21 protein-coding genes are annotated in these 25,691 nt (G+C 65.9%); 11 read left to right on the forward strand and 10 right to left on the reverse strand.

Going from position 1 to position 25,691, the window contains the following annotated elements:
• Positions 1-2: 2 nt before the first annotated feature.
• From cpaB to MTBLM5_RS15825, 3 genes are all read right to left on the reverse strand, one after another.
• Positions 3-881, reverse strand: a complete 879-nt coding sequence (cpaB, locus tag MTBLM5_RS15815) for a Flp pilus assembly protein CpaB (protein WP_173977025.1) — start codon at positions 879-881, stop codon at positions 3-5.
• 12 nt (positions 882-893) lie between these two features.
• Positions 894-1,346: a prepilin peptidase gene (locus MTBLM5_RS15820; RefSeq protein WP_173977026.1), complete on the reverse strand. Its 453-nt coding sequence runs from the start codon at positions 1,344-1,346 to the stop codon at positions 894-896.
• Positions 1,347-1,484: 138 nt separating this feature from the next.
• Positions 1,485-1,649: a Flp family type IVb pilin gene (locus MTBLM5_RS15825; protein WP_068502005.1), complete on the reverse strand. Its 165-nt coding sequence runs from the start codon at positions 1,647-1,649 to the stop codon at positions 1,485-1,487.
• 365 nt (positions 1,650-2,014) lie between these two features.
• Here MTBLM5_RS15825 and MTBLM5_RS15830 point away from each other — a divergent pair, with 365 nt between their 5' ends.
• The 7 genes from MTBLM5_RS15830 (at position 2,015) to MTBLM5_RS15860 (ending at position 10,125) form a co-directional block, all read left to right on the forward strand.
• Positions 2,015-3,889, forward strand: coding sequence for an ATP-binding protein (locus MTBLM5_RS15830; RefSeq protein WP_173977027.1), 1,875 nt, complete (start codon positions 2,015-2,017; stop codon positions 3,887-3,889).
• Between the two features lie 60 nt (positions 3,890-3,949).
• Positions 3,950-5,059 carry a flavodoxin-dependent (E)-4-hydroxy-3-methylbut-2-enyl-diphosphate synthase gene (ispG, locus tag MTBLM5_RS15835; protein WP_173977028.1) on the forward strand — a complete coding sequence of 370 codons (1,110 nt, stop codon included), beginning with the start codon at positions 3,950-3,952 and terminating at the stop codon, positions 5,057-5,059.
• A gap of 4 nt (positions 5,060-5,063) precedes the next feature.
• On the forward strand, positions 5,064-6,299 hold the full coding sequence (gene hisS, locus MTBLM5_RS15840; RefSeq protein WP_173977029.1) for a histidine--tRNA ligase: 1,236 nt from the start codon (positions 5,064-5,066) through the stop codon (positions 6,297-6,299).
• Positions 6,296-7,543: a glutamyl-tRNA reductase gene (hemA, locus tag MTBLM5_RS15845; protein WP_173977030.1), complete on the forward strand. Its 1,248-nt coding sequence runs from the start codon at positions 6,296-6,298 to the stop codon at positions 7,541-7,543. Before hisS ends, hemA begins: the two co-directional genes overlap by 4 nt.
• A 6-nt stretch (positions 7,544-7,549) precedes the next feature.
• Positions 7,550-8,608, forward strand: a complete 1,059-nt coding sequence (gene prfA / locus MTBLM5_RS15850) for a peptide chain release factor 1 (RefSeq protein WP_173977031.1) — start codon at positions 7,550-7,552, stop codon at positions 8,606-8,608.
• Positions 8,605-9,450, forward strand: a complete 846-nt coding sequence (prmC, locus tag MTBLM5_RS15855) for a peptide chain release factor N(5)-glutamine methyltransferase (RefSeq protein ID WP_173977032.1) — start codon at positions 8,605-8,607, stop codon at positions 9,448-9,450. The genes prfA and prmC overlap by 4 nt, the downstream gene beginning before the upstream one ends.
• 201 nt (positions 9,451-9,651) lie before the next feature.
• Positions 9,652-10,125 carry a DUF4167 domain-containing protein gene (locus MTBLM5_RS15860; RefSeq protein WP_173977033.1) on the forward strand — a complete coding sequence of 158 codons (474 nt, stop codon included), beginning with the start codon at positions 9,652-9,654 and terminating at the stop codon, positions 10,123-10,125.
• Between the two features lie 68 nt (positions 10,126-10,193).
• Here MTBLM5_RS15860 and MTBLM5_RS15865 read toward each other — a convergent pair whose 3' ends face one another.
• From MTBLM5_RS15865 to MTBLM5_RS15885, 5 genes are all read right to left on the reverse strand, one after another.
• Entirely contained in the window at positions 10,194-11,054 is an 861-nt protein-coding gene (locus tag MTBLM5_RS15865) for a universal stress protein (RefSeq protein WP_173977034.1), read from the reverse strand.
• A gap of 24 nt (positions 11,055-11,078) precedes the next feature.
• Complete coding sequence (locus tag MTBLM5_RS15870) at positions 11,079-12,332, reverse strand: diguanylate cyclase (protein ID WP_173977035.1); 1,254 nt, start codon at positions 12,330-12,332, stop codon at positions 11,079-11,081.
• Between the two features lie 59 nt (positions 12,333-12,391).
• Positions 12,392-13,918: a bifunctional aminoglycoside phosphotransferase/ATP-binding protein gene (locus tag MTBLM5_RS15875; protein WP_173977036.1), complete on the reverse strand. Its 1,527-nt coding sequence runs from the start codon at positions 13,916-13,918 to the stop codon at positions 12,392-12,394.
• 404 nt (positions 13,919-14,322) lie between these two features.
• Complete coding sequence (locus tag MTBLM5_RS15880; protein WP_173977037.1) at positions 14,323-15,873, reverse strand: PAS domain-containing sensor histidine kinase; 1,551 nt, start codon at positions 15,871-15,873, stop codon at positions 14,323-14,325.
• Positions 15,874-15,950: 77 nt separating this feature from the next.
• Positions 15,951-16,391: an NUDIX hydrolase gene (locus tag MTBLM5_RS15885; protein ID WP_173977038.1), complete on the reverse strand. Its 441-nt coding sequence runs from the start codon at positions 16,389-16,391 to the stop codon at positions 15,951-15,953.
• Between the two features lie 99 nt (positions 16,392-16,490).
• Here MTBLM5_RS15885 and MTBLM5_RS15890 point away from each other — a divergent pair, with 99 nt between their 5' ends.
• Genes MTBLM5_RS15890 through MTBLM5_RS15900 form a run of 3 tightly spaced genes read left to right on the forward strand, consistent with a single transcriptional unit; the run spans position 16,491 to position 20,926 of the window.
• On the forward strand, positions 16,491-18,533 hold the full coding sequence (locus tag MTBLM5_RS15890; RefSeq protein ID WP_173977039.1) for an ATP-binding protein: 2,043 nt from the start codon (positions 16,491-16,493) through the stop codon (positions 18,531-18,533).
• A 39-nt stretch (positions 18,534-18,572) separates the two neighbouring features.
• A complete protein-coding gene (locus tag MTBLM5_RS15895; RefSeq protein ID WP_173977040.1) occupies positions 18,573-19,019 on the forward strand; it encodes a response regulator in 447 nt (148 codons plus the stop codon).
• The gene (locus MTBLM5_RS15900) at positions 19,016-20,926 is read left to right on the forward strand and encodes a response regulator (protein WP_173977041.1); all 1,911 of its coding nucleotides are present in this window, start codon (positions 19,016-19,018) and stop codon (positions 20,924-20,926) included. Before MTBLM5_RS15895 ends, MTBLM5_RS15900 begins: the two co-directional genes overlap by 4 nt.
• Here MTBLM5_RS15900 and MTBLM5_RS15905 read toward each other — a convergent pair.
• Positions 20,916-21,626 (reverse strand): response regulator, encoded by a 711-nt coding sequence (locus tag MTBLM5_RS15905; protein WP_254431091.1) that lies wholly within the window; start codon positions 21,624-21,626, stop codon positions 20,916-20,918. The two genes, MTBLM5_RS15900 and MTBLM5_RS15905, sit on opposite strands and share 11 nt — an antisense overlap.
• Positions 21,627-21,934: 308 nt before the next feature.
• Here MTBLM5_RS15905 and MTBLM5_RS15910 point away from each other — a divergent pair, with 308 nt between their 5' ends.
• Positions 21,935-23,632, forward strand: coding sequence for an ATP-binding protein (locus MTBLM5_RS15910; RefSeq protein ID WP_173977043.1), 1,698 nt, complete (start codon positions 21,935-21,937; stop codon positions 23,630-23,632).
• Between the two features lie 303 nt (positions 23,633-23,935).
• Here MTBLM5_RS15910 and MTBLM5_RS15915 read toward each other — a convergent pair whose 3' ends face one another.
• On the reverse strand, positions 23,936-25,630 hold the full coding sequence (locus tag MTBLM5_RS15915; protein WP_173977044.1) for a methyl-accepting chemotaxis protein: 1,695 nt from the start codon (positions 25,628-25,630) through the stop codon (positions 23,936-23,938).
• Positions 25,631-25,691 lie beyond the last annotated feature (61 nt).

Consider the following 25,691-nt stretch of genomic DNA (forward strand, 5'->3'; position numbering starts at 1 on the left):
GGTCAGTTCCCTTCGACCGAAAGCTTGCCGCCGCGATTGACGCGGATTCCACTGCCGCCACCCGATTGTTGCGGGCGGCCGCCGGCATAGGCGGAAAGCGCCTTGGAAAGGCTGGTGTCCGAGGTGTAATGGCGCCCCGTCGCCGGAGCGGATTCCTGGGCGACCGCCAGGCTGCGCAGCGACAGGCTCAGCGCGCCCATCATGCCGGCGGTGGCCAGTTGCTCGGCCTGATCCGGGGTGACTTCCAGCAGGGCGATCTTGCCGACCAGGGCGGTGTCGGTGGCCTGGCCGGGCTTGACCGCCTGGTCGATGGCCAGGACGCGGATGTCGGTCAGGATGGTCTCGGCGGCGAACTTGGCGGCGATGCCGGGCTGCGGCTGGGTGGCCCCGGTCAGGCGCGACAAGTCGGCGGTCAGCACCACATCGACGCGGTCGCCCGGCAAGATGAAGCCGGACGCGGCGTTGTTGGCGCCGATCGAGATGGCGACGGCGCGGGCTCCGGGCGTCAGCATGCCGGCCATCACCCCGGCCTGGCCGGGCTTGAACAGCAACTCGCGGCGGATCGGCTCGCCCGCGGCCAGCGGCCGGCGGACATGCTGGCCGATGGCGGCGGCCAGCGGGTCGGCCGAGCCTTCGGCCTTGACCAGGAAGCGCGACGCGTCGCTGTCGACCGGCCAGGATTGCCATTTCACGTCGGCCGAGGCCAAGGCTGTGCCGGCGGCGATGTCGCGGGCGGCGACCAGAACCGACTTGGCCGGCTCAAGCACCCGTTCGGCGGCGACCGGGCGGTTGTTCTGGTCCAGGAAGCGCTTGGCCAGGAAGGCGGTCAGGCCGGCCACCGCCAGGGCGAAGACGACCAGGAACAAGGTGACGGGGCGCATGGCTTCCTCCCGCTACAGGACCGCGCTGTTGCGCAGCCAGAAATCAAGCCCGCCCGCCGCAATGGCGATGCCGTAGGGCAGCCGGCGGGATTCTCCGGCCGGGCGCAGGCACAAGACGGCCAGGGCAAGAACGCCCCCGGCCAGGCTGGTGGTGACCAGGAACCGGCTCAATTCGTCGAAACCGGTCCACAGGGCGCAGGCAGCCAGCAATTTGGCGTCGCCGCCGCCCAGGATGTTGCGGGCGAACGCCAGGGCGGCCACCGCCATGATCACCAGACCGGCGGCCAGGTGCGCCAGCAGCAGCCACGGGTCGTCGAAGCGGCCCAGCGCCCACGGCAGGAAGGCCAGCGCCACCCCGGCGGTCAGCGGATTGGGCAGCCGGAAGCTGCATCCGTCGATGAACGCCGCGGCCAGCATCATGGCCACGAAGGCGCCTTCCGCGCCGATTGTGAGGAGATCGCCCATCCCTAAGCTTCCATCTCACAAAAAGAAAACTCCCCGAGCAAGCCCAAGGCCGGGGAGTTGAGGATCAGAAGGGTCTGTCCTACTCGCGGGCGGCGGCGGCGCGGGGTATCGCGCCGCCGGCTTCGCCCGTCCCGGCCATCAGCCGCCCAAGGCGGTCTGGATGGCGGTGAAAGCGGTGTTCAATCCGCCGCCGACGGCCGTGACGGCAGTGACGATGACAACGCTGATCAGGGCGGCGATCAGGCCGTACTCGATGGCGGTGGCGCCCGACTCGTCCTTCTGGATCTTGCGGAACATGAACATGGCTTTTCTCCTTTTCTACGGAGGGCTCGGAATTGAGGCCCATCCCCCGGTGGTGCGTCGTGAATAACTTGGGTAATTCCCTGTACTCATGACTACCGTGATATTGAAAATATGGCATTGGTAAATGTGTTGCAACAAAAATATAAATGAATAAGTAATGTACGAATTAATACGCAACGAAGCTTTATTTAAAAAGACAATAATATAAAATTTTATCCAATTTCTCATCAATATTATTATTGTCGGTTGATTGTTGGCCGCTGTAATGGCTGCGCTTGCTGTCGCCGTCTAGGGTCGATGCCCCTTTCTAAACGCATACAAAAGGCGTAATCTGACTGAAATGGGGGGCGTAGCAGGGGGGCGCGATGGCTTCGCTCGATGAACGGCAGGGAGGGCCTGGGCTGCGGCGCTTGCGGGCGCTGATCTTCAGCCTGTTGGCCGGGTGGTCGGCGCTGGTTGGCGGTTCGTTGGCGTGGAACCTGCACAACGAGGCGCGTCAGACCCTGGATCTGGCCACCCGCGAGGCCCGTGTCCATTTCAACAAGGATTATTCCTTCCGCCGCTGGGGCACGCGCCATGGCGGCGTCTATGTGCCCATCGACGAACGCACGCCCCCCAATCCGTACCTGCCCGACATGCCCGACCGCGAGGTGAGCTTGCCGTCCGGGCGGATGCTGACCTTGATGAATCCGGCCTATATGGTCCGCCAGATGATGGACGAGTTCTCGGACGCCTATGGCGTGCGCGGCCGCATCACCAGCTTGAAGCCCTTGAACCCCAACAATGCGCCCGATCCGTGGGAACAGGCCGCGCTCGAGAAATTCGCGCGTTCCGAGACCGACGAGGTGTTCGAGTTGGTCACCATCGACGGCCAGCCGCAATTGCGGCTGATGCGGGCGATGGTGACCGAGCCCGGTTGCCTGAAGTGCCATGCCGACCAAGGCTATCAGACCGGCGATATCAGGGGCGGCATCGGCGTCAATCTGCCGTTGGACGGGTTCTACGCCATCCAGGCGAAGGCCGAGCGCGCCCAATTCACCACCCATGGGGCCATCTGGGTGGTGGGGGTGGTCGGGATCGCGTTTGCAGCCCGCCGCACCCGCCGCCGCCTGCAGGACGAGGTCGAGGAAGACCGCCAGTTCCGGCGCCTGTCGCATCACAACGAGTTGATCCTGCAATCGGTCGGCGAGGGCATCGTCGGCATCGATCCCAATTGCGTCATCACGTTCTTCAATCCCGCCGCCGAGCGTCTGCTGGGCTGGTCGGCCGACCAGGTGCGCGGCCAAAGGCTGACCAAGTTGCTGTTTTGCGGCGACGGGGGGGGCCATTTCTGTCCCGGCGACGGCAAGGGGTGCGCCACCATTCATTCCGGCAAGGCCCGCCAGACCTCGACCGAGCGGCTGCTGTGCGCCGACGGTCGCGAATTGGCGGTCAGCCTGCGCACCACCCCGGTCGTCGAGGATGGCGAGATCCTTGGTGCGGTGGTGGTGTTCGACGACATTTCGGAACGGCTGGAAAGCGAGCGTCTGACCGGGGAATTGATGGAACGCCTGACCCGCTCGAACCGCGATCTGCAGGACTTCGCCTATGTGGTGTCCCATGACCTGCAAGAACCGTTGCGCATGGTCAGCGCCTATCTCGGCCTGATCAAACGGCGTTATTCCGACCGTCTGGACAAGGACGGGGTGGATTTCATGAGCTTTGCCGTCGATGGCGCCCAGCGCATGAGCCGGATGATTTCCGATCTGGTGGATTTGTCCCGTGTCGAGACCAGGGGCGGCGAGTTCGCCCCGGTCGATATGAACGAACTGGTCGCCGAAGTCTTGGTGGTGCTGTCCTTGGCGATCGAGGAGGAATGCGCGCAGGTCAGCATCGAAGGGACGCTGCCGCCGGCCATCGGCGATCGCGGCCAGTTGATCCGACTGATGCAGAATCTGGTCGGCAACGCCCTGAAATATCGCCAGCCGGGGCAGCCGGCCCGGGTGGTGATCTCGGGCCATCAGGACGACGGCCGCTGCACCTATAGCGTGGCCGACAACGGCATCGGCATCGCGCCTGACAACCATCAGCGCATCTTCGTGATCTTCCAGCGCGCCTGCGACGGCGAGGTCTATTCCGGGACCGGTGTCGGCCTGGCCATCGTCAAGCGCATCGTCGAACGCCATGGCGGCGCCATCACGGTGGAGAGCGAAGTGGGCCAAGGCAGCCGCTTCACCTTCGACCTGCCAGCGGCGGGGTGACTTTCCAGGGGCAAATGCGGTATATCAGGCGCCCGGTCTAACCCCTGGTGCCCGAACAAGATGTCCGCCCGTCCCTATCGCCATATCGCCCGTCGCAAATCACGTCTGATCCATGTCGGCTCGGTGCCGGTGGGCGGCGATTCGCCCATCACCGTCCAGACCATGACCAACACGCTGACCACCGACGTCGCCGGCACCGTCGCCCAGATCCATCGGGCGGAAGCGGCCGGCGTCGATATCGTCCGCGTCTCGTGCCCGGACGAGGATTCCACCAAGGCCCTGGCCGACATCATCCGCCAGGTCCATGTGCCGGTGGTGGCCGACATCCATTTCCATTATCGCCGCGCCATCGAGGCGGCCCAGGCCGGGGCGGCCTGCCTGCGCATCAATCCCGGCAATATCGGCAGCGCCGACCGGGTGCGCGAGGTGGTCAGCGCGGCCAAGGATCATGGCTGTTCGATGCGCATCGGCGTCAATGCCGGTTCGCTGGAAAAGCATCTGTTGGAGAAATTCGGCGAGCCCTGCCCGGAAGCGCTGGTGGAAAGCGCGCTGGAACATGCCCGCATCCTGGAAGACAACGATTTCTTCGAGTTCAAGATCTCGGTCAAGGCGTCGGATGTGTTCCTGGCGGTGGCGGCCTATCAGGGTCTGGCGGCGGCCTGCGACTATCCGCTGCACCTGGGCATCACCGAGGCCGGCGGCCTGATCGGCGGCACCGTCAAGTCGGCCATCGGCATCGGCAACCTGCTGTGGGCCGGCATCGGCGACACCATCCGGGTGTCGCTGTCGGCCCCGGTCGAGGAAGAGGTCAAGGTCGGCTATGAAATCCTGAAAAGCTTAGGCATCAGGGCCAGGGGCGTGCGCATCGTCTCGTGTCCGTCCTGCGCGCGCCAGGGCTTCGACGTGGTCTCGACGGTCGAGGCGCTGGAAAAGCGCCTGGCCCACGTCACCGCCCCGGTGACGCTGTCGATCATCGGTTGCGTCGTCAACGGCCCCGGCGAGGCGCGCGAGACCGATATCGGCCTGACCGGCGGCGGCGGCGAGGCCCACATGGTCTATGTCGCCGGTACGCCCGATCATAAGATCGACAGTCCGGCGATGCTGGACCACATCGTCGAATTGGTGGAACGTAAGGCGGCGTCCCTGGACGCGGCGAAACAAAAGGGGTGACATCTTGGCTGGCCTGCAACCCGTTCGCGGAACCCACGACCTGCTGCCCGACGATTCCCGGCGCCACCGCCACGTCGAGGACACCGCCTTTCAGCTGGTCCGCCGTTACGGCTATGGCGAGATCGTCACCCCCATCTTCGAATTCACCGAAGTCTTCGCCCGCACCCTGGGGGAAACCTCGGACGTCGTCACCAAGGAGATGTACACCTTCTCGATGAAGGAGGGCGAATCCATCACGCTTCGGCCCGAGGGCACCGCCGGCGTGGCCCGGGCCTTCATCTCGAACGGGTTGGCCCAGTCGCTGCCGCTGAAGCTGTTCTATCGCGGCCCGATGTTCCGCCACGAGCGCCCGCAAAAGGGCCGCCAGCGCCAGTTCCATCAGGTCGGCGTCGAGTTCCTGGGCGTCGCCGACCCCCTGGCCGACATCGAGACGGTGTCGATGGGCTTCCGCTTCCTGGAAGCGCTGGGGCTGGGCGACAAGGTGACGCTGGAACTGAACACCCTGGGCGACCAGGAAAGCCGCGAGGCCTATCGCAACGCCCTGATCGCCTATCTGGACCCGTTTCGCTCGGGCCTGTCCGAGGAAAGCCGCAACCGGCTGGACAAGAACCCGCTTCGGGTTCTGGATTCCAAGGATGAGGGCGACAAGAAAATCGTCGCCGCCGCCCCCTTGATGACCGATTGCCTGACGCCGTCGGCCAAGGATTATTTCGATCAATTGTGCCAGGGTCTGACCGACATCGGCGTGCCGTTCACCGTCAATCCCCGGCTGGTGCGCGGTCTGGATTATTACTGTCACACCGCCTTCGAGTTCACCACCACCGCGCTGGGCGCCCAAGGAACCGTGCTGGCGGGCGGCCGCTATGACGGCTTGATCGGCCAGATGGGCGGCCCGGCCACCCCGGGGATCGGTTGGGCCGCGGGCGTCGAGCGCCTGTCGATGCTGGGGGGCGACATCGCCGCCACCGACCGTCCGGTGGCCATCGTTCCCATGGGCAACGCGCCCCAGGCGATGGTGCTGGCCGACCGCCTGCGCGCGGCGGGAATCAGTGTCGAACTGGGCTTTTCCGGCAATATGAAGAAGCGCATGGCCCGCGCCGACAAGGCCGGCGCCAGGGCCGTGGTGATTCTGGGCGAGGACGAGATGGCGCGCGGCGCCGCCACCGTGCGCGACCTGGACAGCGGCAGCCAGACCGAGGTGGCGCTGGACCGTCTGACGGAGCATCTGCAGGCCCGATGAGCGAGGCCCACGCCCCCCGTCTGCTTGTCGTGGGCGCCAACCATCGGTCGGCGTCACTGTCGTTGCGCGACCAGATGTTCATCGACGATGCCATGGTGGGCGCCTTCCTGGGGGGGCTGAAGGCGGCTGGCCTGCACGAGGCGCTGGTGCTGTCCACCTGCGACCGGGTCGAGGTGTGGGCGTCGCATCACGACGACGATCTGTGCGCCCGCCTGGTGGCCGAGGCCTTCGGCGCCCGCACCGGGCTGCCCCCGGCGGCGCTGTCCGGCCAGCTTTACGATTGGGCCGGTCCCGACGCGGTCCGCCATGTCTTCACCGTCACCGCCTCGCTGGATTCGCTGGTGATCGGCGAACCCCACGTGCTGGGACAGGTCAAGACCGCCCACCGCCTGGCCCGCGATGCCGGCACCGTCGGCCCGGAACTGGAAACCGTGCTGCAGGCCGCCTATGGCGCCGCCAAGATCGTGCGCAGCGAGACCCGCATCGGCGAAGGACCGGTGTCGATCGCCGCGGCCGCCGTGCAGATGGCGCGCGAAGTCCATGGCGAACTGGGCCGGGCCAAGGGATTGCTGGTCGGGGCCGGCGACATGGGCGAACTGGTGGCGGAAAGCCTGTTGGCGGCCGGCTTGTCGTGGCTGGCGGTCACCGCCCCCCGGGCCAGCCGGGCCGAGTCGCTGGCCGAAACGCTGAACGCCCACGTCATGCCGTTCGAATCCTTGCGCGAGGCGCTGGCCGAGGCCGACATCGTCGTCTGTTCCATGGGCGGGCGCACCGTCCAACTGACCACCGACATGATCGGCGCCGCTCTGAAGAAGCGCCGTCGCAAGCCGGTCTTCCTGGTCGATGCCGGCATTCCCGGCGACATCGAACCGGCGGTCAACCGCCTGGACGGCGCCTTCCTGTACGATCTGTCCGACCTGGAACGGGTGGCGCTCGAGGGCCGCTCGGGCCGCGAGCAGGCGGCGCGCGCGGCGCGCACCGTGCTGGACAATGAAATCAACGGCTTCCTGAAGGGCCGGGCCGGCCGCGCCGCGGTGCCGGCCATCGTGGCCCTGCGCCAGCGCTTCGAGGAAAGCCGCGAGGCGGTGCTGGCCGAGGCCGGCACCGATGCTGCGCTCGCCACCCGCCTGCTGGTCAACCGCCTGCTGCATGCGCCCACCGAGGCGATGAAGGGGGCGGCGGCCGAAGGCGCCGAGTGGAAGGCGATGGAAAAGACGCTGAAAGCCCTGTTCCGATTGGATTGAGACGAGATGAACCTGGAAGCCCAACTGGACAAGGTCCTTTACCGCCACGACGAACTGCACGCCATGCTGGCGGCCGGCGACGGCGCCTCGTTCGCCAAGCTGTCGAAGGAATTGTCGGATCTGGAACCGGTGGCGAACGCGGTGCGTGCGCTCAAGAAGGCTCGGGCCGACATGGCCGAGGCCGAGCAGATGATGGCCGATCCCGACATGAAGGAGTTGGCCGCCGAGGAATATTACGCCCTGAAGGAAAGCCTGCCCGGGCTCGAGCGCGAGGTGCAGCTGATGCTGCTGCCCAAGGACGAGGCCGACGAAAAGAACGCCATCCTGGAAGTCCGCGCCGGAACCGGCGGCGAGGAAGCGGCCCTGTTCGCCGCCGAGCTGTTTCGCATGTACGAGCGCTATGCCTCGGGCCGGGGGTGGCGTTTCGAGGTGATGGATTCCAACGACACCGGTATCGGCGGCATGAAGGAAGCCACCGCCACCATCACCGGGCGCGGCGTGTTCGCCCGGTTGAAGTTCGAATCCGGCGTCCACCGGGTCCAGCGCGTGCCGGCCACCGAATCGGGCGGGCGCATCCACACCTCGGCCGCCACCGTGGCGGTGCTGCCGGAAGCCGAGGATGTCGATATCCAGTTGGACGAAAAAGACCTGCGCTTCGACGTCTACCGGTCCCAGGGCTCGGGCGGGCAGTCGGTCAACACCACCGATTCGGCGGTGCGCGTCACCCACATTCCCACCGGCCTGGCGGTGGCCTGCCAGCAGGAAAAAAGCCAGCACAAGAACAAGGCCACCGCCTTGAAGCTGCTCCGGTCCCGCCTTTACGAGATGGAGCGCGAGGCCAAGGACGCCGAACGCGCCGCCAACCGCAAGAGCCAGGTCGGGTCGGGTGACCGCTCGGAACGCATCCGCACCTATAATTTCCCGCAAGGCCGTGTCACCGACCATCGCATCAACCTGACGCTTTACAAGATCGACGAGGTGATGAACGGCACCGCCCTCGACGAGGTGGTCGAGGCCCTGATCGCCGCCGACCAGGCCGAGCGGATGGCGGAGATGGGCGATTGATCCAGGCCGGCGCCTGGGTCGCTGCCCTGGCCGAGCGCTTCGCCGCCGCCGGCATATCCGATCCCCGCTTCGACGCCCGCTTGCTGGTGGCCGAAGTGCTGGGCGTCACCCCCGGCCGGCTGACCGCCTTTCCCGAAACCGTGGTAAGCCCTGTCCAGGCCGTCCGGCTGGAGGAACTGGCCGCCCGGCGCGAGGCGCGCGAACCGATGAGCCATGTGCTGGGTCATCGCGGCTTCTGGACCCTGGATTTGGCGGTCACCAAGGATACGCTGGCGCCGCGCCCGGACACCGAAACCCTGGTCGAGGCGGTGCTGGCCCGCATCGACGATCGCACGGCGCCGCTGCGACTGCTGGATCTTGGCACCGGCACCGGCTGCATCCTGCTGGCGCTGCTCAGCGAGCTGCTCAACGCCACCGGCTTAGGAATCGACCGTTCGGCCGGCGCGCTGGCGGTGGCGACCGCCAACGCCCGCGCCAACGATCTTGACCGCCGCGCCAGTTTCCAACTGGGCAACTGGACCGAAGGCCTGGTCGGGCCGTTCGACGTCATCGTCTCGAATCCGCCCTATATCCCCGATGGCGATATCGACGGGCTGGAACCGGAAGTGGCCCGCTTTGAACCGCGCGGCGCCTTGGCCGGAGGTGCCGACGGATTGGATTGCTACCGCCTGCTGGCGCCGCAAACGGCGGCTTTGGTGGTCCCCGGCGGCATCGTCGCCTTCGAGGTCGGCCAGGGTCAGGATGGCGCCGTCGCCCTTTTGATGGAACAGGCCGGCCTGTGCGGAGCGAATGTGGTCGCCGACCTTGCCGGGATCGGCCGCTGCGTTATTGCGGTTGCGTAAAAAAATGATTGGAAAGAAGCCCTACTCCCGCTAGGGTGCCTGCGGTTGAAGGCCGCAGGCGTCGAGCTTACCGCTCCGCCTTCGCCGATCCAGACGTTCCCGATCGGTAAATCGAGGATTGTCGACCCTTCCGGACGATGACGTCCGCTGGGGTGGTCGCATGAGCAAGATCATGACGTTGAATTTGAAAAGGCAGGACACGTGAATCCCAAGCAACGCTCCCGCGGCCGCGGCAATGGCGGCAATCCCAATCGTACCCATACCGGTGGCGGCGGCCATTCGGGCGGCGCGCCCCGGCACATCAACGTCCGCACCCAGGTTTTCGATTCCAACGGTCCCGAGGGCCGTATCCGCGGCAACGCCCATCAGGTGATGGAAAAGTACCTGGCGCTGGCGCGTGACGCCTCGTCGCAGGGCGACCGCGTCGCCGCCGAGAATTTCTATCAGCATGCCGAGCATTATTTCCGGCTGATCAACGCCTACAACCAGAGCAACGGCCAGCGCCGCCCGCAGAACCTGCCGACCCCGGCGGGCGACCAGCAGGAAATGACCGGCGAGGACGACGAGAACGGCGAGGGCCAGCAGGGCGAGGGTGACGGCGAAGGCGAGGGCGAGTCCGAGTCCGACGCTGAAGGCGCGCCCGAGGGCGAGGAAGGCAATCCGGCCACCGCCTGACGTTTCAAAAGCCGAAGAAATAAGGCCGTCTCGGTTTCCCGGGACGGCCTTTTTTCATCGCGTTGCCGTCAATGGCACAACAGCACCGGCAATGTGGCGTGGCCGATGACGTGGCGGGTGACGCCGCCCAGGATCAGTTGGCGCAGGCGCGAGTGGGTGTAGGCGCCCATGATCAGCATGTCCGCCCCCACGGCGTGCGCACTGTCCAGCAGGGCCGGCCCGGCATGGTGGGCGGCATCGACGGTGTGGACATTGGCCGTCAGGCCGTGCCAGGCCAACTGGTCCGCCAGTTCCTGGCCGGCGCTCGCCTCGCCCCCCTTTTCCGCAGCCGTCAGGATGGTCACCTTGGCGGCGACCGCCAGCAATGGCAGGGCGTAGGCGACGGCGCGGGCCGCCTCGGTGCTGCCGTTCCAGGCAATGGCAATGTGGCTGGCGATGTCGGTGCGCTTGTCCGACGGCACCAGCAAGATCGGCTTGCCGCTATCCAGCAGCACGGTGTTGAGCGAATTGCCGGCCGCCGAATCGTGGTCGATCGGGCGGGCCATGACGATCAGATCGTGCAGTCTGGCCTGGCGGGTGACGATGTCGTCCTCGCGCCCGGTCATTTCACGCCACCCGCACGAGGCGGCGTCGGTCGGCGGCCGGGTGGCCTCGGGCAGCGGGTGGCCCAGGCGGACCGAATCGTAGATGGCGCGAACCTCGCCGGCCCGCTCGCCGGCCTGACGCTCGGCCATGCCCAGCATCTCCTCGACCATCGCGCCCGACATGCCCTCGCCGACCAGGGGGACCATCAAGGTGGGGTCGGGGCGGACGTGCAGCGCGGTGACGTGGGCGTTGAAGCGGGTGGCCAACAGGAACGCCGCTTCCAGCGGAGCCGGTGCGGATGACGGCTCGTCCAAGGGGACCAGAATGGTCTTGAAGGCGGTCATGGCTTCCTCCTCGGATTGGCGGGTTCAATCGGCGCGGACGACGCAGTTGCGCCCGCGCGCCTTGGCTTGGTAAAGCGCCTTGTCGGCGGCGTGCAGCATGTCCTTCAGGGCGTCGAACGGCTTGGTGCACACGCCTAGACTGGCGGTGATGGTGATGATCTTGCCGTCGGCCGGGATGGCCAGCTCGGCCACCGCCTGGCGCAGGCGATCGAAATAGGCTTCCTCGTGGTCGGGCGCCAGGTTGACCGCCAGGATGCCGAACTCCTCGCCGCCCATGCGGGCGACGATGTCGGTCTCGCGGGTGGTCTGGCGCAGCTTGTCGGCTACCGCCACCAGAACGGCGTCGCCCAGGTCGTGGCCGTACTCGTCGTTGACCGCCTTGAAGAAATCGAGGTCCAGAAGGATCGACGCCAGGGTCAGCTTGCCGCGCCGTTGGCTGGCATACAGCTTGTTGCCGATCTCGGTCAGATGGCGGCGGTTGTAAAGCCCGGTCAGGAAGTCGTGGTTGGCCGCCTTCTTATAGGCCCCCAGCAGGTCCAGCGTGTCCATGTTCTGGTTGATGCGGAAGAAGAATTCCTCGCGCAGGAACGGCTTGGTGATGTAGTCGTTGGCACCGTGCTTGATGAACATCGCCGCCGTGGCGCTGCCGCCGCCCGACGAGATGCCGACGATCGACAATTCCTCGCGCGGGTGGTTCTGGCGGATGGCGCGGATCATCTCGACGCCGTTCATGTTGGGCATGTGGAAATCGGTGACCACCAGGCGGATGTCGGGATGCTCGCTCAGGGTTTCCAACGCTTCCTTGCCGCCGGCCGCCTTGAAGACCTGGAACTGGTAGTGGGCCAACAGGTCGCCGACATAATGGCGCGCCGTCGAGGAATCATCGACGATCATCGCCTTGGTGTTGCGGTTCTTGAGGATGCGGCCGATGACCTGGGCCAGGATCGACAGGCTGGCCGGGTTGTCCTTGATGATGTAGTCGATGACGTTCATCGACATCAGCCGCTCGCGAAAATCCTCGGACACGATGCTGGTGAAGACCAGCGAGGGGATTTTCAGCTTGGCGCACAGTTCCACCGCCTCGGCGTCGGTGGAATCGGGCAAGATGACGTCAAGCACCGCCAGCGAGTAGCGGCCGGGATTGGCCTCGATCAGCGCCTTGGTCTCGGCCAGCGTGCCGGCCTGATCGACCGTCACCCCCTCGATGGTCTCGAGCTGGCGACGCACCGCTGCGGCGAAAAACGCTGAATCCTCAACAAGAAGAATGCGGAAGCTCACGGCACCCATCATCCTCGATTCGGGGGGGCAAAGCCATCATCCTCCAATTTGGCAGGAATTCAACCCGCCAAAACGCACTTTAGACCTGCCGCAAGAGCCGCTTCCTTGGAGCCCGAGGTATCGATGACCTGCCAGCGAATGTCGCCCAGGTCGTAATCGCGCTGACGTTGAAAAACTTCTGGCGTGGCGTCGGAAACATTGGCCTTGCGGGTGGCGATGCGTTCGACCGTCACCTCGGGGTCGGCTTGCAGCCACAAGCCGTCGAAGCGCACCCCGGCGGCCCGGGCCACCGCTTCAATGCGCTCGCGCTGTTCGGGCTTGGCGAACACCGCGTCGGCCACCACCGCGTGGCCATCCTTCAAGATGGCGGCGCAGGTGTCGTAAAGCGCCTGGTAGGTGCGTTCGGTCATCTCGGGGCCATAGCCCTCGGGTCCCAGGCGGTCGAGCAGGCCGACCCCCATGATCTGCTTGCGCAGGCTGTCCGAGCGCACCACCGCCGCGCCCGGCACCGCCAGGAACGGCGCCAGTTCGCGTCCCATGCGGGACTTGCCGCTGCCCGACAGGCCGCCGACCGCCAGCAGGCGGGGTGGCATGGGCGACAGATAGGCCAAGGCCTGGTCGAGATAGGCGTTGGCCTCGGCCACCAGGCCGCGGCGCTTGGGATTGCGGTGGCCGCGCGCGATGGTGGCGCTGACATGGGCGCGGATGGCGGCGCGAAGCGACAGCAGCAGCGGCAGACATCCCACCCCGCCATAATCGCCCGACAGGTCGAGATAATGGTTCAGGGCGTAGCTGGCCAGCGTCCGGCCGGCCCGGCGTTCCAGATCCATCAACAGGAAGGCCAAATCGTAAAAGACGTCGATGCTGGCGATGTCATCCGAGAATTCGATGGCGTCGAACAAGGTCGGGCGTCCGTCGAACAGGCAGATGTTGCCCAGATGCAAATCGCCGTGGCAGGCCCGCACCAGGCCGGCGGCGCGGCGCTCCTCGAGACGGGGGGTCAGCCGGGCCAGCCAATCAAGGCTGGCCCGGGTCAGGGCGATGGTGCGCGCGCGCTCCAGTTCCGCCGTCAGGCCGGCGAAGCAGGTGTCGTTGGTGTCGATGGTCCAGGCCAATCCCTTGGCCCCGCCATGGTCGGGCCGTTTGGGTGCTTCGCGGTGGAAGGCCCACACCGCCTCGGTCAGGCCGTGAATGGCGGCGCGGTCCAGACGGCCGGTCGCGGCCTGGCGGCTGAACAGGCCTTTCTGGTCGAAGCGGCGCATCTTGACCAGCCACTCCAGCGGTTGCCCGTCGCCGCCCAGCCGCAGATTGCCGCCCGAATCACGGGTGACGGCGACCACGCCCTGATACAAGGCGGGCGCGGCGCGGTAATTGACCGCCTGCTCGGCTTCGCAGGCCGCCCGTCGCGCTTCAAGGGTCGAAAAATCCAGAAACGGCAGCTTGACCGCCTTCTTCATCTTCCACGCCAACGTCCCGGCCAGGAAGATCGTCGAGATGTGGGTGTCGAAGCGTCGCGGCTTGATGCCGCCATGGGTGGCGGGGTCGGCCAGGAAGGCTTCGATGTCGGTTTGGGTCGCGTGCTGCATGCGGCCAGGATGGCCTTGTGTGGTGGTTCCGAAGTTCGCATCAGAATGCGGGCATCGGAATCACCACACAATTCAAAAAGTTGGTGGCCTGCTTATCCCCGTAATTCGCCATGCGAATTTCGGGGGCAGGACACTAGGGCGTAAACTCATAAACCGCTTCGTGCTCTGTTTGCCTAAGACACTGTAATGCAGGGAAATGAGCGATGGCTGTACCTTGACGGTACAGCCAAGCGAAGATGACGTCGCAGTACAGCGTCTTAGGCAAACCCGAAGGGCACGCCCCGCAAGGCCATCTAACCCTCGCCGTCAAATTTGGCGATAGCCCCGCTATCGCCTGCATTTCCCGGCGGATTATATGGCCTTGCGGGGCGTGCAGAGCACCAAGCGGTTTATGAGTTTACGCCCTAGGCGAGGACGGCTTGTCCACCGGGCAGGCTGGCCGCCGGGCGCAGCCGCGACGGCGGCAGCACCACATGGGCGATGGTCCCCTTGCCCGGTTCGCTTTTCAAGGTGATGGTGCCGCCGTGCGCCTGGACGTAATGGCGCACGATCGGCAGGCCCAGCCCGGTGCCGCCGACGGTGCGGGCCAAAAGCGGATCGGCCTGGCCGAACGGGTTCCACACCTGCTCCATGCGATCGGCGGGAATGCCGATGCCGTTGTCGGCGACGACCAGATGAAAGCCATCCTCGTCGGATTTGGCGTTCAACGTCACTTTGCCGCCGGTCGGGGTGTATTTGATGGCGTTGGACACCAGGTTGAAGGCGATCTGGCGCAGCCGAAGGGAATCCGCCCACAATCTCGGCATGTCGCCGGAGGCGATGGTGGTCTTGAGGGTGATGCGCCCGTCCTGGGCCTTTGGGCGCAACAAGGTGATCACCGAATCCAGCAGCGGGCCGGGGGTGATTTCCTCCTCGAACAATTCGGTCTTGCCCATGTCGATGCGCGAAATGTCCAAGATATCCTCGATCAGGTCCAGCAGATGGCTGCCGGCCGAATGGATCATCCCGACATATTCGCGGTAACGGGCATTGCCCAGCGGCCCGAACACTTCGTTCTGGATGGTGTCGGAAAAGCCGATCACCGCGTTCAGGGGTGTCCGCAGTTCGTGGCTCATGGTGGCCAGGAACTGCGACTTGGCCCGATTGGCCGCTTCCGCCTCGACCTTGGCCTGGATCAAGGCCAACTCGGTGATCTTGCGGGCGGTCATGTCGCGGCCTTCGGGGATCAGGAAGATGACGTTGCCATCCTCGTCGAAGGCCGGCCGCAGCGAGAAATCGATGAAGATCTCTTCGCCGTCGGGATTGACATGGGTGGTCTCGAAGCGGACGAAGTGGCCGCTGGCGGCATCGGCGATGGCCCGGCGCAGGCGGTCCTGGCTTTCCGGCGAATGCGACCACCACGGCGTGTCGGCGAAGTGCAGGCCGTAAAGCTCGTCCATCGTCTTGTCGGCATAGTGAAGCGCGGTGGCGTTGGCTTCGATCAGCCGACCGTCGGGGGTCAGCACGCCGATGAATTCGAAGGTCTGGTTGAAGACGGCGCGGAAGCGCCGCTGCTGTTCCACCATGCGGTCGTGGACCGACATCAGGGCCGAGACATCGGTGACGGTCAGCACCACGCAGCCAGGCGCGGCGACAAAGGGGGCGGCGGTGATTTCCAGCCATTGCGGCGAGGCATCTCCGCGCAGGAACTCCATGATTCTGGGTGGCTGGGGGGCGCCCGTGGCGCGGACCGCGGCGATCGGGTCGGCGACCCGCCCGGGGCTGCCGTCGATTCTCCGCCAGTTCCGGGTGGGCGGGAAGTGGTGAAAGTCGTCGGCGCCGGCCAGGATCGCCTTTGCCGGATCATTGCAAAAGACGATGTGGTCGTCAGGGGCCAACAGGCAGACCGCGCAGGGAAGCGCGCGCCAGGCACCTTCAATCATAGGGTCGATTACGACATTGGTCGCAGCACTCATGCCGGCGTCCTTATTCCCCGAACGCTCTGATTATCTCAGGTTAATTTCCGTCGGCAATGATGCAATCGGAGTAGGTCTCATCCCTTTGGGACAAGAGGGGTGCCCAGAACCAGGTCGGCCAGGCGCGCCAGGTTCGGATGGCTGTGCAGCGAGGCGATCTCGGCGGCGTCGAACCAGCCGGCGGCGGCGGCGTCGCTGGCCGCCACCGGGTCCCCTTCGACCCATTCGCACGCGACCACCAGGGCCAGATAGTGCAGGCGGATGCGGCCCTCGTCATCGGCCTCGATCACGTCGAACTGATCGATCAGCGGCCCGGCCCGGGCGGTCACCCCGGTTTCCTCGAACAATTCGCGTTGGGCGGCTTGGGCCGGGCTCTCGCCCAGCTCGATCAGACCGCCGGGCAAGCCCCATTTGCGCGGGATGTCTTCCTTGGCCCGCTGAACCAGCAATAGGCGGTTGTCGCGGACCAGGGCGACCAGGACGGCGGGCAGGGGATGGGTCGGGTATTCTCGGCTCATCGGGGCAGTGTAACAGATGTCCGGGCTTGCCGGTGATGGGGCACCGCACTATGGTTCGCCGATCCGTTCTTCCTTCCTGGCGCCAACAAGGCATCGTTCATGGCCGGTTATAGCGATCGTCTCGCCACCCGTATTGCCCTGGCCGTGTCGGGAATGGCTCTGTTCTTCGTGTTGCTGGTCGGTTTCGGCGCTTGGCTGGTCACCACCGAATTGTTGCGGTCGCAGGTGTCGGTGCTGCTGCGGGGGCAGTTGAGTCTGGCCAAGGAACGCGCGGCGCTGGTGGCCATGTCGGCGTCGGACCTGCTGATCCTTCAGGCGCGATCGCAAGGTGGTGCCGAACTGGCGACCAATACCGTCGAGATCGCCGGAATCCCGGCCAGGCTGGCGGTGGTCGATGGCACCGGAGCGGTGCGCCGTGGGCCCCGTCATCAGGTGGTGACGGTGCAGGCCCTCTGGGTCGCCGACGCCATTGCCCGCAACCGTCCCGCCACCCGCCTGGGCGACGATGCCGACGGGCCGGTACTCGACGCCGTGATGCCGGGCGAGGGGGGCGGCTGGGGCGTCCTGCTGCGGCTGCCTCTGCAAGGATTGGTCGACCGTCTGGGACAACGTGACGACAAGGTTCGGGTCACGGTGACGGACCAGGCGGGTCTTTACCGCATCGCCGAGCACGGCGCGGTCGAGGACAGGTCGATGGTGGTGTCTGAACGCCTGACCCTGCCCGGTCTGTTCGCCGATGTCGGCCTGGTGTTAGAACTGGCGCCCGAACCGGCCTTGCTGAGCGATCCGCTCGATCGCCTGACGGCGTTCTTCCTGGCCTTGGCGGGGGCGACGCCGCTGGCGGTGATTGTGCTGTCGATGGTGGTCGGCCGCCGGCTGACCCGCCGCCTGAGCCGGCTGGTCGATGCCGCCGCCGGTTTCGGCAGCGTCAGCACCGACCGTTCGGTATTCGAGACCGGCGGCGACGACGAAATCGCCCGCCTGGGCAAGGCCTTTGCGGGAACGGTCGAACGGCTGGATCGCGCCTACCGCGACATGGAAGCGCGCGGCCGCGCGCTGTTGTCCAACACCGAGCGCGTCGCCCAGATCGGCAGCGCCACCTGGTCCCCCGAGGGCGAGCATCAGGTGTGGTCGGATCAGTTCTACGCCGTCCTGGGGCTTGATCCGGCCGAAAGGGAAGCGTGCCGGTCGGCCTTCTTTTCCCGTGTTCATCCCGACGATCGCGACCGCCTGGTGGCGGCCTTGGGCGACGAGACCGGCCGGGTGGTCGAGGATTTCCGCCTGATCCGCCCCGACGGTGTCGAGCGGATCGCCCAGTTGCGCGCGGAATTGGCCCGTGGCCCCGACGGGGTGCCGTTGCGCATCGACGTCACCATCCAGGACATCTCGGAACGCAAGCGGCTGGAGGGCCGTCTGGACGGTCTGGTCGGCGAGTTGAAGCGCTCGAACGAGGAACTGGAACAGTTCGCCTATGTCGCCAGTCACGATTTGCGTCAGCCGCTGCGCACGGTGCGCAGCTATATCAGCCTGATCGAGGAAAGCCTGGAAGACCGCCTGGACGGCGAGACCCGCGAGTTCATGGATTTCATCCGTGACGGCGTCAAGCGCATGGATTCGCTGATCACCGATCTGTTGGCCTATTCCCGCGTCGGCCGGATCGGCAAGGATGGCCCGGTCGATACCGGCCGCGCCGTCGATCTGGCCCTTCTGGACCTTCAGTCGCAAATCGACGAGGCGGGCGCCGTCGTCTCGGTTCCAGACCGCTTGCCGGTGGTCAGCGGCGAGGCCGGCGAGATGACCCGCTTGTTCCAGAATCTGGTGGGCAACGCCGTCAAGTACCGTGCCGCCGATCGCCGGCCGATGGTGACGATCGGCTGCGCCGAGCGCCCCGGGGAATGGGAATTCTTCATCCGCGACAACGGAATCGGCATCCCCGAGGAACATGCCGAACGCATCTTCGGCATCTTCCAGCGGCTGCATGCCCGCCACGAATACGAGGGCACCGGCATCGGTCTGGCCATTTGCCGAAAGATCGTCGAGCGCCAGGGCGGTCGCATCTGGGCGGCCCACGTCGAAGGCCAAGGTGCCGAGTTTCGCTTCACCTGGTCCAAGCTGCGCCGGCAGGATACGGACGCCGATTAGCTCTTGCCCTGACCGGCCGGTCCATGATCCCCTGGTGGCATGCGCACACCGAAAACACTCTATGACATCTTGTTGATCGAGGACGATCTGGGCGACGCCGGCCTGGTTCGGATCGCCCTTCGGCGGGGGCCGTTCACCGTCCAGTTGCACCACGTCAAGGATTCGGTCGAGGCGATGGCGTTCCTGCGCCGCATCGGGCCGGCCTTCGAAGATGCCCGCCGGCCCGACCTGATCTTGCTGGATCTGAATCTGCCCGGGCGCTCGGGCCACGAGATCCTGGAAGAGATCAAGGCCGATAACGACCTGCACTCGATCCCGGTGGTGGTGCTGTCGACATCCGAGGCCGAGCGCGACGTGCTGAAGGCCTATGCCCTGGGGGCCAACACCTTCGTCACCAAGCCGATGGACGCCGACGAATTCTCGCGCGCCATCCACGCCATCGAAACCTTCTGGTTCACCGTCGCGCAATTACCGGTGGGGTCATGACCCAGATCCGGGTGCTGCTGATCGAAGACGATCCGGCCGATGCCCGCCTGGTGGAACGGATGCTGCGCCTGGCCCCGGGCGAGCCCTTCGTGGTCGAGACGACCGACCGGCTGGCCGGCGCGCTGGGCCGTATCGCCCAGGGCGGCATCGTCGTGGTGCTGGCCGATTTGTCGCTGCCCGATTCGGCCGGGCTGGGCACGCTGACCGCCCTGACCCAGGCGGCGCCCGACCTGCCGGTGGTGGTGCTGACCGGCAATGACGACGACAGCCAGGCCATCGAGGCGCTGAAATACGGCGCCCAGGATTATCTGGTCAAGGGCACCAGCGACGGCGCCATCCTGACCCGGGTGGTGCGTTACGCCATCGAGCGCAAGGCGACCGAGCGGGCATTGAAGGACGCGCTGGACAAGGCCGAGGCGGCGGTCAGGGCCAAGTCGCTGTTTCTGGCCACCATCGGTCACGAGATCCGCACGCCGCTGAACGGCATCCTGGGGATGACCCGGCTGCTGTTGGACAATGTCGCCGACCAGCGCCAGCGCACCTTTGCCGAGACCATCGAATCCTCGGCAGAACTGCTGCTGGGCCTGGTCAACGACATCCTGGATTTCTCGCGGCTCGAGGCCGACGGGTTGACCCTCGAGGAACTGCCCTTCGACGTTACCGACATGGTCGAGGAATTGCGCCTGATGATGGCGCCGCGCGCGGCCGAGAAGGGGTTGACCTTGGGGTGTCGCATTCCGGCCGGTCTGCCGCCGCTGTTGGTCGGCGACCCGCTTCGGCTGCGACAGGTGTTGCTCAATCTGGTCGGCAACGCCATCAAGTTCACCGAGCGGGGCAGCGTCATCATCGCCGTCAACTCGGAAATGGCCCGGCCCGATGGCTTGCGATGGCTCAGGATGTCGGTCATCGACACCGGCATGGGCATCGCCCAGGCGGCCCATTCGGACCTGTTCGTCGAATTCACCCAGGCCGACAGCTCCTACACCCGGCGCTTCGGCGGCGCCGGGTTGGGGCTGGCCATCTGCAAGAAACTGGTCACGCTGATGGGCGGCGAGATCGGCTTCGACAGCGCCGAAGGCGCCGGGGCGACCTTCTGGTTCACCGTGCCGTTGAAGCTGGCCGGCGACGAACACCACCATCGTCGGAATTCGCAGGTGGCGATGGTGTCGATCGACCCGCGCCGCATCATGCTGGTCGATGACAATCCGGTGAACCGCGAGGTCGCCGTCGGGCTGCTGGAACGCCACGGCCACACCGTGACCGCCTTCCCCGACGGCTGGTCTGCGGTCCAGGGCTTCGCGGGGGGCGCCTGGGACCTGATCTTGCTGGACATGCACATGCCCGAGATGGACGGACTCGAGACCGCGCGCGGCATACGGGCGGAAGGCGAGGCCGGCCAGCAGGTGCCGATCTGGCTGTTGACCGCCAATCCCCTAGAGCAAGACAGCCGGCTGTGGCGCGATGCCGGTATCGATGGCTGCCTGTCCAAGCCGTTCCGGGTCGAGGAGATCGCCGCCGTGCTGGCCGAGGGGACGACGCACCGCCGCCAGACCGGCGAGCGCGGCGCCGCCACCGCCTTGGTCAATCTTCCCGAATTTCTGGCCGACCAGAAGGATCTGGGCGCCGACCGCATGCGGTCGCTGGTCGATCTGTTCCGGTCGTCGTCGGGCAAGGATCTGGCGGAAATCACCCGCCTTGCCGAAGCGGGCGAGTTGGCCCAGGTCGGACAGTTGATCCACCGGATGGCGTCGGCCGCCTCGAGTCTGCACATGGCGGCTTTGGCGCAGCGATGCCGCGCCCTGGAAAATGCCGCCCGCGCAGACGATGCCGGCGTGCTGGATCAGGTCGGGGAACTGGCGCGCTTGTGGGAGCGATCGCTGCAGGCGCTGGACGAAATCATCCGTTGATCAGGCGATAGCCGATTCCGTGAACGGTGACGATGATCGCCGGCCGCTTGGGGTCGGCCTCGATCTTGCGCCGCAACCGTCCGACCAGCACGTCGATGGTGCGGTCGATCACCGCTTCGCCGTCATGCTGGGTCAGGTCGAGCAATTGGTCGCGGCTGAGGGCACGGCCGGCATTGCGGGCCAGCGCGGTCAGCACGTCGAACTCGCCCCGGGTCAGCCGGACCGATTCGCCCGACGGCGACAGCAATTGCCGGGCGTCGCAATCCAGTTTCCAGCCGGCGAAGGTGAAGATGCCGGTGGCCTGGCGCTCGGCCGCCATGCTGGGCGCGACCCGGCGGATCAGGTTGCGCACCCTGACCGCCAATTCCCGCGGATTGAACGGCTTGGTGATGTAGTCGTCGGCGCCCAGTTCCAGGCCGACGATACGGTCGGTTTCATCCTGGCGCGCGGTGACCAGGATGATCCCCACCGACGATTTCGATCGTAGGTCGCGGGCCAGGATCAGGCCGCTTTCGTCGGGCAGGTTGATATCCAGCAAGACCACGTCGGGAACCGTGCGTGACACGATCGCGCGCATATCGCGGGCATCGGCCGCCTCCGAGACCTGGAACCCCTCGGCGACCAATTGGGCGGCCAGCTTGGTCCGGGTGACCGGTTCGTCCTCGACGATCAGGATGTGGGCTTTGTTGGGACCGGGCAATAAGGGAACTCCCGCAAGCTGTTTACAATTCATTCAATGTGGGTTTGTCGAAGTTTCACCTAGAGCCGTAACTCCATTGATCACCAAGAAGTATAAACAATCCCAATACAGGAGAGTTTGCAAGTGTTCGCTTCGGTCCTCTCACCGGTTGTGTCTCAGTCGATCGATATTTCCGAGTTGGCCGCCGCCGCTTTGGGATGGGCGCAGTGTCGTGCCGACAAGGCTCGGCACCGGGCGGCGGCCTTCACGTATCGGCCTTTGCCGTGATCGCGCCCCAGCCTCCGTCATCGCGGCCTCACCTGAACAGCGTGTTCAGGTTCGACGCCGGCCGTTCGGTCATCGTTTTCGGCTTGGCGGTGATTGCGGTGCTGTGGGGCTGTATCGCCTGGCATATCGGGCGCGAGCGGACCAGGGTTCTGGCCGATGCCGCGACAGAGGTGTCCAATCTGGCGCAGGTGCTGGACGCCCATTTGCAAAGAACCATTGCCGGCCTGGACCAGACGCTCTTGGTGCTGAAGGCCGAGTACCAGCGTGATCCCGACAAATTCAGCCTGAATGCCGCCGTCGGCTACGCGACCGCCGCCCGTGGGATCGCCTTGCAGATATCGCTGGTGGACGCCCGTGGCACGCTCAAGGATTCGACCACACCGGGATTTGCCCCGGTCAACCTGGCCGATCGCGAACATTTCCAGGTCCATCTGGTGCCCAATTCAACGCTGTTCATCAGCAAGCCGGTCCAGGGGCGGACCTCGGGCAAGTGGTCGATCCAGCTGACCCGGCGTCTCGACCGTCCCGATGGCGGGCTGGCTGGGGTGTTGGTGGTGTCGCTGGACCCGTCCTATCTGACCGAAATCTATCGCTCGATCGATGTCGGGCCCAATGGCGCGGTGGCGCTGGTTGGGCGTGACGGGGTGATCCGGGCGGCCATCTCGTCCGGCAAGCCGCAGATGGGCGGTCGCGTCGCCGATCAGGCCTTGATCGAGCAGATCTTCGACAGCCGGGTCGGATCGATCCGGGCCCCCGGCTTCCTGGGTGAGACGGTGCGTCTGCTCGGCTACCGGACGCTGACAGAGGCGCCGATGGCGGTGGTGGTGGGGCGCTCGATCGACGACGTCTTGGCATCCCATGCCGACACCTTGTTCGATGACGTCGTTTCGGGATTGTTGCTGACCGTCGCCATGGGGGCGGCTTTGGCGATCCTTTACCGGCTGGTGCACCGCCAGGAACTGACCGCCCGCGCTCTTGCCAGCAAGAAGGCCGAACTGGTCGCCAGTCGCGAACGCCTGAAGCGTTATGTCGCCGATCTGGAGCGAATCGCCGAGGTCGCCGCCCACGATCTGCAAGAACCGCTGCGTCGCGTGGTCGCCTACACCCAGCTGTTGGCCAAGCACGCCGAGAACGCCCTGGACGCCGAAGGGCGTGACTATGTCGCCCAAGTGGTCGCCGGCGCCCAACGCATGCGCAAGCTGGTCAGTGACCTGGAAGCCTATGTCGCGGTGGACCATCTGCCTGAGGTCGATGCCCTGACGCCGGCCGGAAGCGCCGTCACCGCCGCCACCGAGCGATTGGCCGAGCCGTTGCGGGAAAAGTCCGCCATGGTCAAGGTCGGCCGCCTGCCCGATGTGGCCGCCGATGAACGCAGCCTGACGGAAATCTTCACGCAATTGCTGGACAACGCGGTGCGCTACAGCTGTCCCGGTCGGCCGGCGATGATCGAGGTCTCGGCCAAGGATGACGGCCGGGTCGCGACCTTCGCGGTGCGCGACAACGGCATCGGTATCGAGGAATCGGCCCGCATCCGTCTGTTCGAGATTTTCCATCGTCTGCGCGGCCTTGACGGTCAGGACGGGACCGGCATCGGCCTGGCAACGGCGCGGCGGATCGTCGAGCACCTGGGCGGGCACATCTGGGTCGAATCGGTCCCGGGTGAAGGCAGCACCTTCTTGTTCACCTTGCCGATGACCGTTCGGTGCAAGCAGGAGGGACGAGACGCGCAGGCCGCGTGAGTTTTCGACTTCGAATCGACCCCGGCGCGGCCGTCCCCGAACCCCAGTGCCGCGCAAGGGTCGATAGAGAGGGATCTCGTCCCCCAACGGGGTCCCTCTCGTTCAACCGAATAGGAATGGACTGATCGGCGGTACGTCCCCGAACCCCAGCATCGCTGGTCAGTCCAGAGGGAGAGTGGTCCCCAAAACGCTCTCCCTCGTAGCTTTCCGCCGCGGGATCAATCCCCGAACCCCAGATGCCGGGGCGGAATATGAAGGGGGACGCCGCCCCAACGGCGTCCCCCTTTTACATTTTGGGCCCGATCACGCCCGCACGCGGGACAGGAAGCCTTCGATTTCCGTTCGCAGGGTCTGCGATTGGGCGCTGAGCTCTGAACTCGATCGCGACACCACGCTGGCCGAATCGCCGACACCGGTGGTGACCTCGACCAGCTTCTCGATATATTCCGCCACCTGGTGGGCGCCGCCGGCCGCCTCGTTGATGTTGCGGCTGATTTCCTTGGTTGCCGCCGACTGTTCCTCGACCGCCGCGGCGATGGTGGCCGTCACCTCGTTCATCGAGCCGATGACCCGGGTGATCTCCTTCACCGCTTCCACCGCCTCGCGGGTGGCGGCCTGGACGCCGTCGATCTGGGCGCCGATGTCGCCGGTGGCCTGCGAGGTCTGGTTGGCCAGATTCTTCACCTCGCCCGCCACCACCGCGAAGCCGCGGCCCGCTTCGCCCGCACGCGCGGCCTCGATGGTGGCGTTCAGGGCCAGAAGATTGGTCTGGCTGGCGATGGCATTGATCAGCTTGACCACCTCGCCGATTCGCTGGGCGGCAAGGTTCAGACCATTGATGGTCCCGGTGGTGGCGGCGGCCAGATCCACCGCCTGGTGGGATATCCTGGTCGAGTTCTGGACCTGCCCGCTGATCTCGTGGATCGAGGCCGACAATTCCTCGGTGGCGGCGGCCACGGTCTGGATGTTGGCATTGACCTGCTCGGCGGCGGTGGCGACATGGGTTGCGTCGGTGCGCGCTTCCAGGGCGGCGCCGTTCATTTCCTGCGCGGCGTTGTCGTTGCCGTTGATGGCGCCGATCATCTGGTCGACCATCCCCTGGACGCTGTTTTCGAAATTATCGGCCATTGCCAGCATGGCGCGGTGGCGATCCTGCTCGGCCTCGCGCTTGGCCTGCTCTTGCTGGTGGCGCATCCTCTCGGCTTCGGCCGCCTCGTCACGCAAGGCCAGGATGGCCCGGGCCAGGGTGCCGATCTCGTCGGCGCGGGCGGTAGCCGGGACGTCGGTGGCGAAGTCGCCGGCGCGAATGTGTTCGGTCGCGTCGGCCAGAAGCCCCAGCGGCGACGCCACCGAGCGCGACAGCAAGAATGCGATGCCCGACACCGCCACCAGGATGGAAAGCCCGATCACGCTGAATTTCTTCAAGGCGGACATGAACGCGGCATCGACATCATCGAGATAAAGCCCGGTGCCGACCAGCCAGTTCCAGGGCGCGAAGGGCACCACCGACGAAACCTTGCGGGAGGGCTCGGTGCTGCCGGCTTTGGGGAACCAATAGAACAGGTGGCCGCCGCCGGCCTTGGCCAGCTTGATCATGTCGGGAATATAGACGTAGCCGTTGGTGTCCTTCGAATCGATGAAGTTCTTGCCCTCGCGGTCGGGCTTCGAGCCGTGCACCACGTTGATGCCGTCATAATCGTAGACGAAGAAATATTCGTCGCCGGCATAGCGCAACGCGCGGATGGCGTCCTTGGCCAGTTTCTGCGCGGTGGCTTGGTCGTACTCGCCGGCCTTGGCGCGGGCATCGAAGGCCTTGGCGATGTCGCGGGTGGCCTCGGACAGGATGCGGGTCTTGGATATCGCCGCCTCCATCATCTGGTCGCGAATCTGGAAGGCGGCGAAGGCGGCCAGGACCACCAAGCCGACAGCGGCCAGAGCGACCAGTCCGAACAGGCGGACCATGATCGATTGGATACGCAGGAAGCCCATCATTGGCATGTCTCCCATCCCTGAGGGCGAAATGCGCCCGTTCGGTGGCAGACCGGCTAAGGCTGATCAG

It is taken from the genome of Magnetospirillum sp. LM-5 (assembly GCF_902729445.1).
Taxonomy (GTDB): Bacteria; Pseudomonadota; Alphaproteobacteria; order Rhodospirillales; family Magnetospirillaceae; genus Magnetospirillum.

Excerpts from the sequence above, each read along its gene's own strand:
- cpaB (WP_173977025.1), bottom strand. The coding sequence starts at position 881 with ATGCGCCCCGTCACCTTGTTCCTGGTCGTCTTCGCCCTGGCGGTGGCC.
- MTBLM5_RS15820 (WP_173977026.1), bottom strand. The coding sequence starts at position 1,346 with ATGGGCGATCTCCTCACAATCGGCGCGGAAGGCGCCTTCGTGGCCATG.
- MTBLM5_RS15825 (WP_068502005.1), bottom strand. The coding sequence starts at position 1,649 with ATGTTCATGTTCCGCAAGATCCAGAAGGACGAGTCGGGCGCCACCGCC.
- MTBLM5_RS15830 (WP_173977027.1), top strand. The coding sequence starts at position 2,015 with ATGGCTTCGCTCGATGAACGGCAGGGAGGGCCTGGGCTGCGGCGCTTG.
- ispG (WP_173977028.1), top strand. The coding sequence starts at position 3,950 with ATGTCCGCCCGTCCCTATCGCCATATCGCCCGTCGCAAATCACGTCTG.
- hemA (WP_173977030.1), top strand. The coding sequence starts at position 6,296 with ATGAGCGAGGCCCACGCCCCCCGTCTGCTTGTCGTGGGCGCCAACCAT.
- prfA (WP_173977031.1), top strand. The coding sequence starts at position 7,550 with ATGAACCTGGAAGCCCAACTGGACAAGGTCCTTTACCGCCACGACGAA.
- MTBLM5_RS15865 (WP_173977034.1), bottom strand. The coding sequence starts at position 11,054 with ATGACCGCCTTCAAGACCATTCTGGTCCCCTTGGACGAGCCGTCATCC.
- MTBLM5_RS15875 (WP_173977036.1), bottom strand. The coding sequence starts at position 13,918 with ATGCAGCACGCGACCCAAACCGACATCGAAGCCTTCCTGGCCGACCCC.
- MTBLM5_RS15880 (WP_173977037.1), bottom strand. The coding sequence starts at position 15,873 with ATGAGTGCTGCGACCAATGTCGTAATCGACCCTATGATTGAAGGTGCC.
- MTBLM5_RS15885 (WP_173977038.1), bottom strand. The coding sequence starts at position 16,391 with ATGAGCCGAGAATACCCGACCCATCCCCTGCCCGCCGTCCTGGTCGCC.
- MTBLM5_RS15890 (WP_173977039.1), top strand. The coding sequence starts at position 16,491 with ATGGCCGGTTATAGCGATCGTCTCGCCACCCGTATTGCCCTGGCCGTG.
- MTBLM5_RS15895 (WP_173977040.1), top strand. The coding sequence starts at position 18,573 with ATGCGCACACCGAAAACACTCTATGACATCTTGTTGATCGAGGACGAT.
- MTBLM5_RS15900 (WP_173977041.1), top strand. The coding sequence starts at position 19,016 with ATGACCCAGATCCGGGTGCTGCTGATCGAAGACGATCCGGCCGATGCC.
- MTBLM5_RS15915 (WP_173977044.1), bottom strand. The coding sequence starts at position 25,630 with ATGCCAATGATGGGCTTCCTGCGTATCCAATCGATCATGGTCCGCCTG.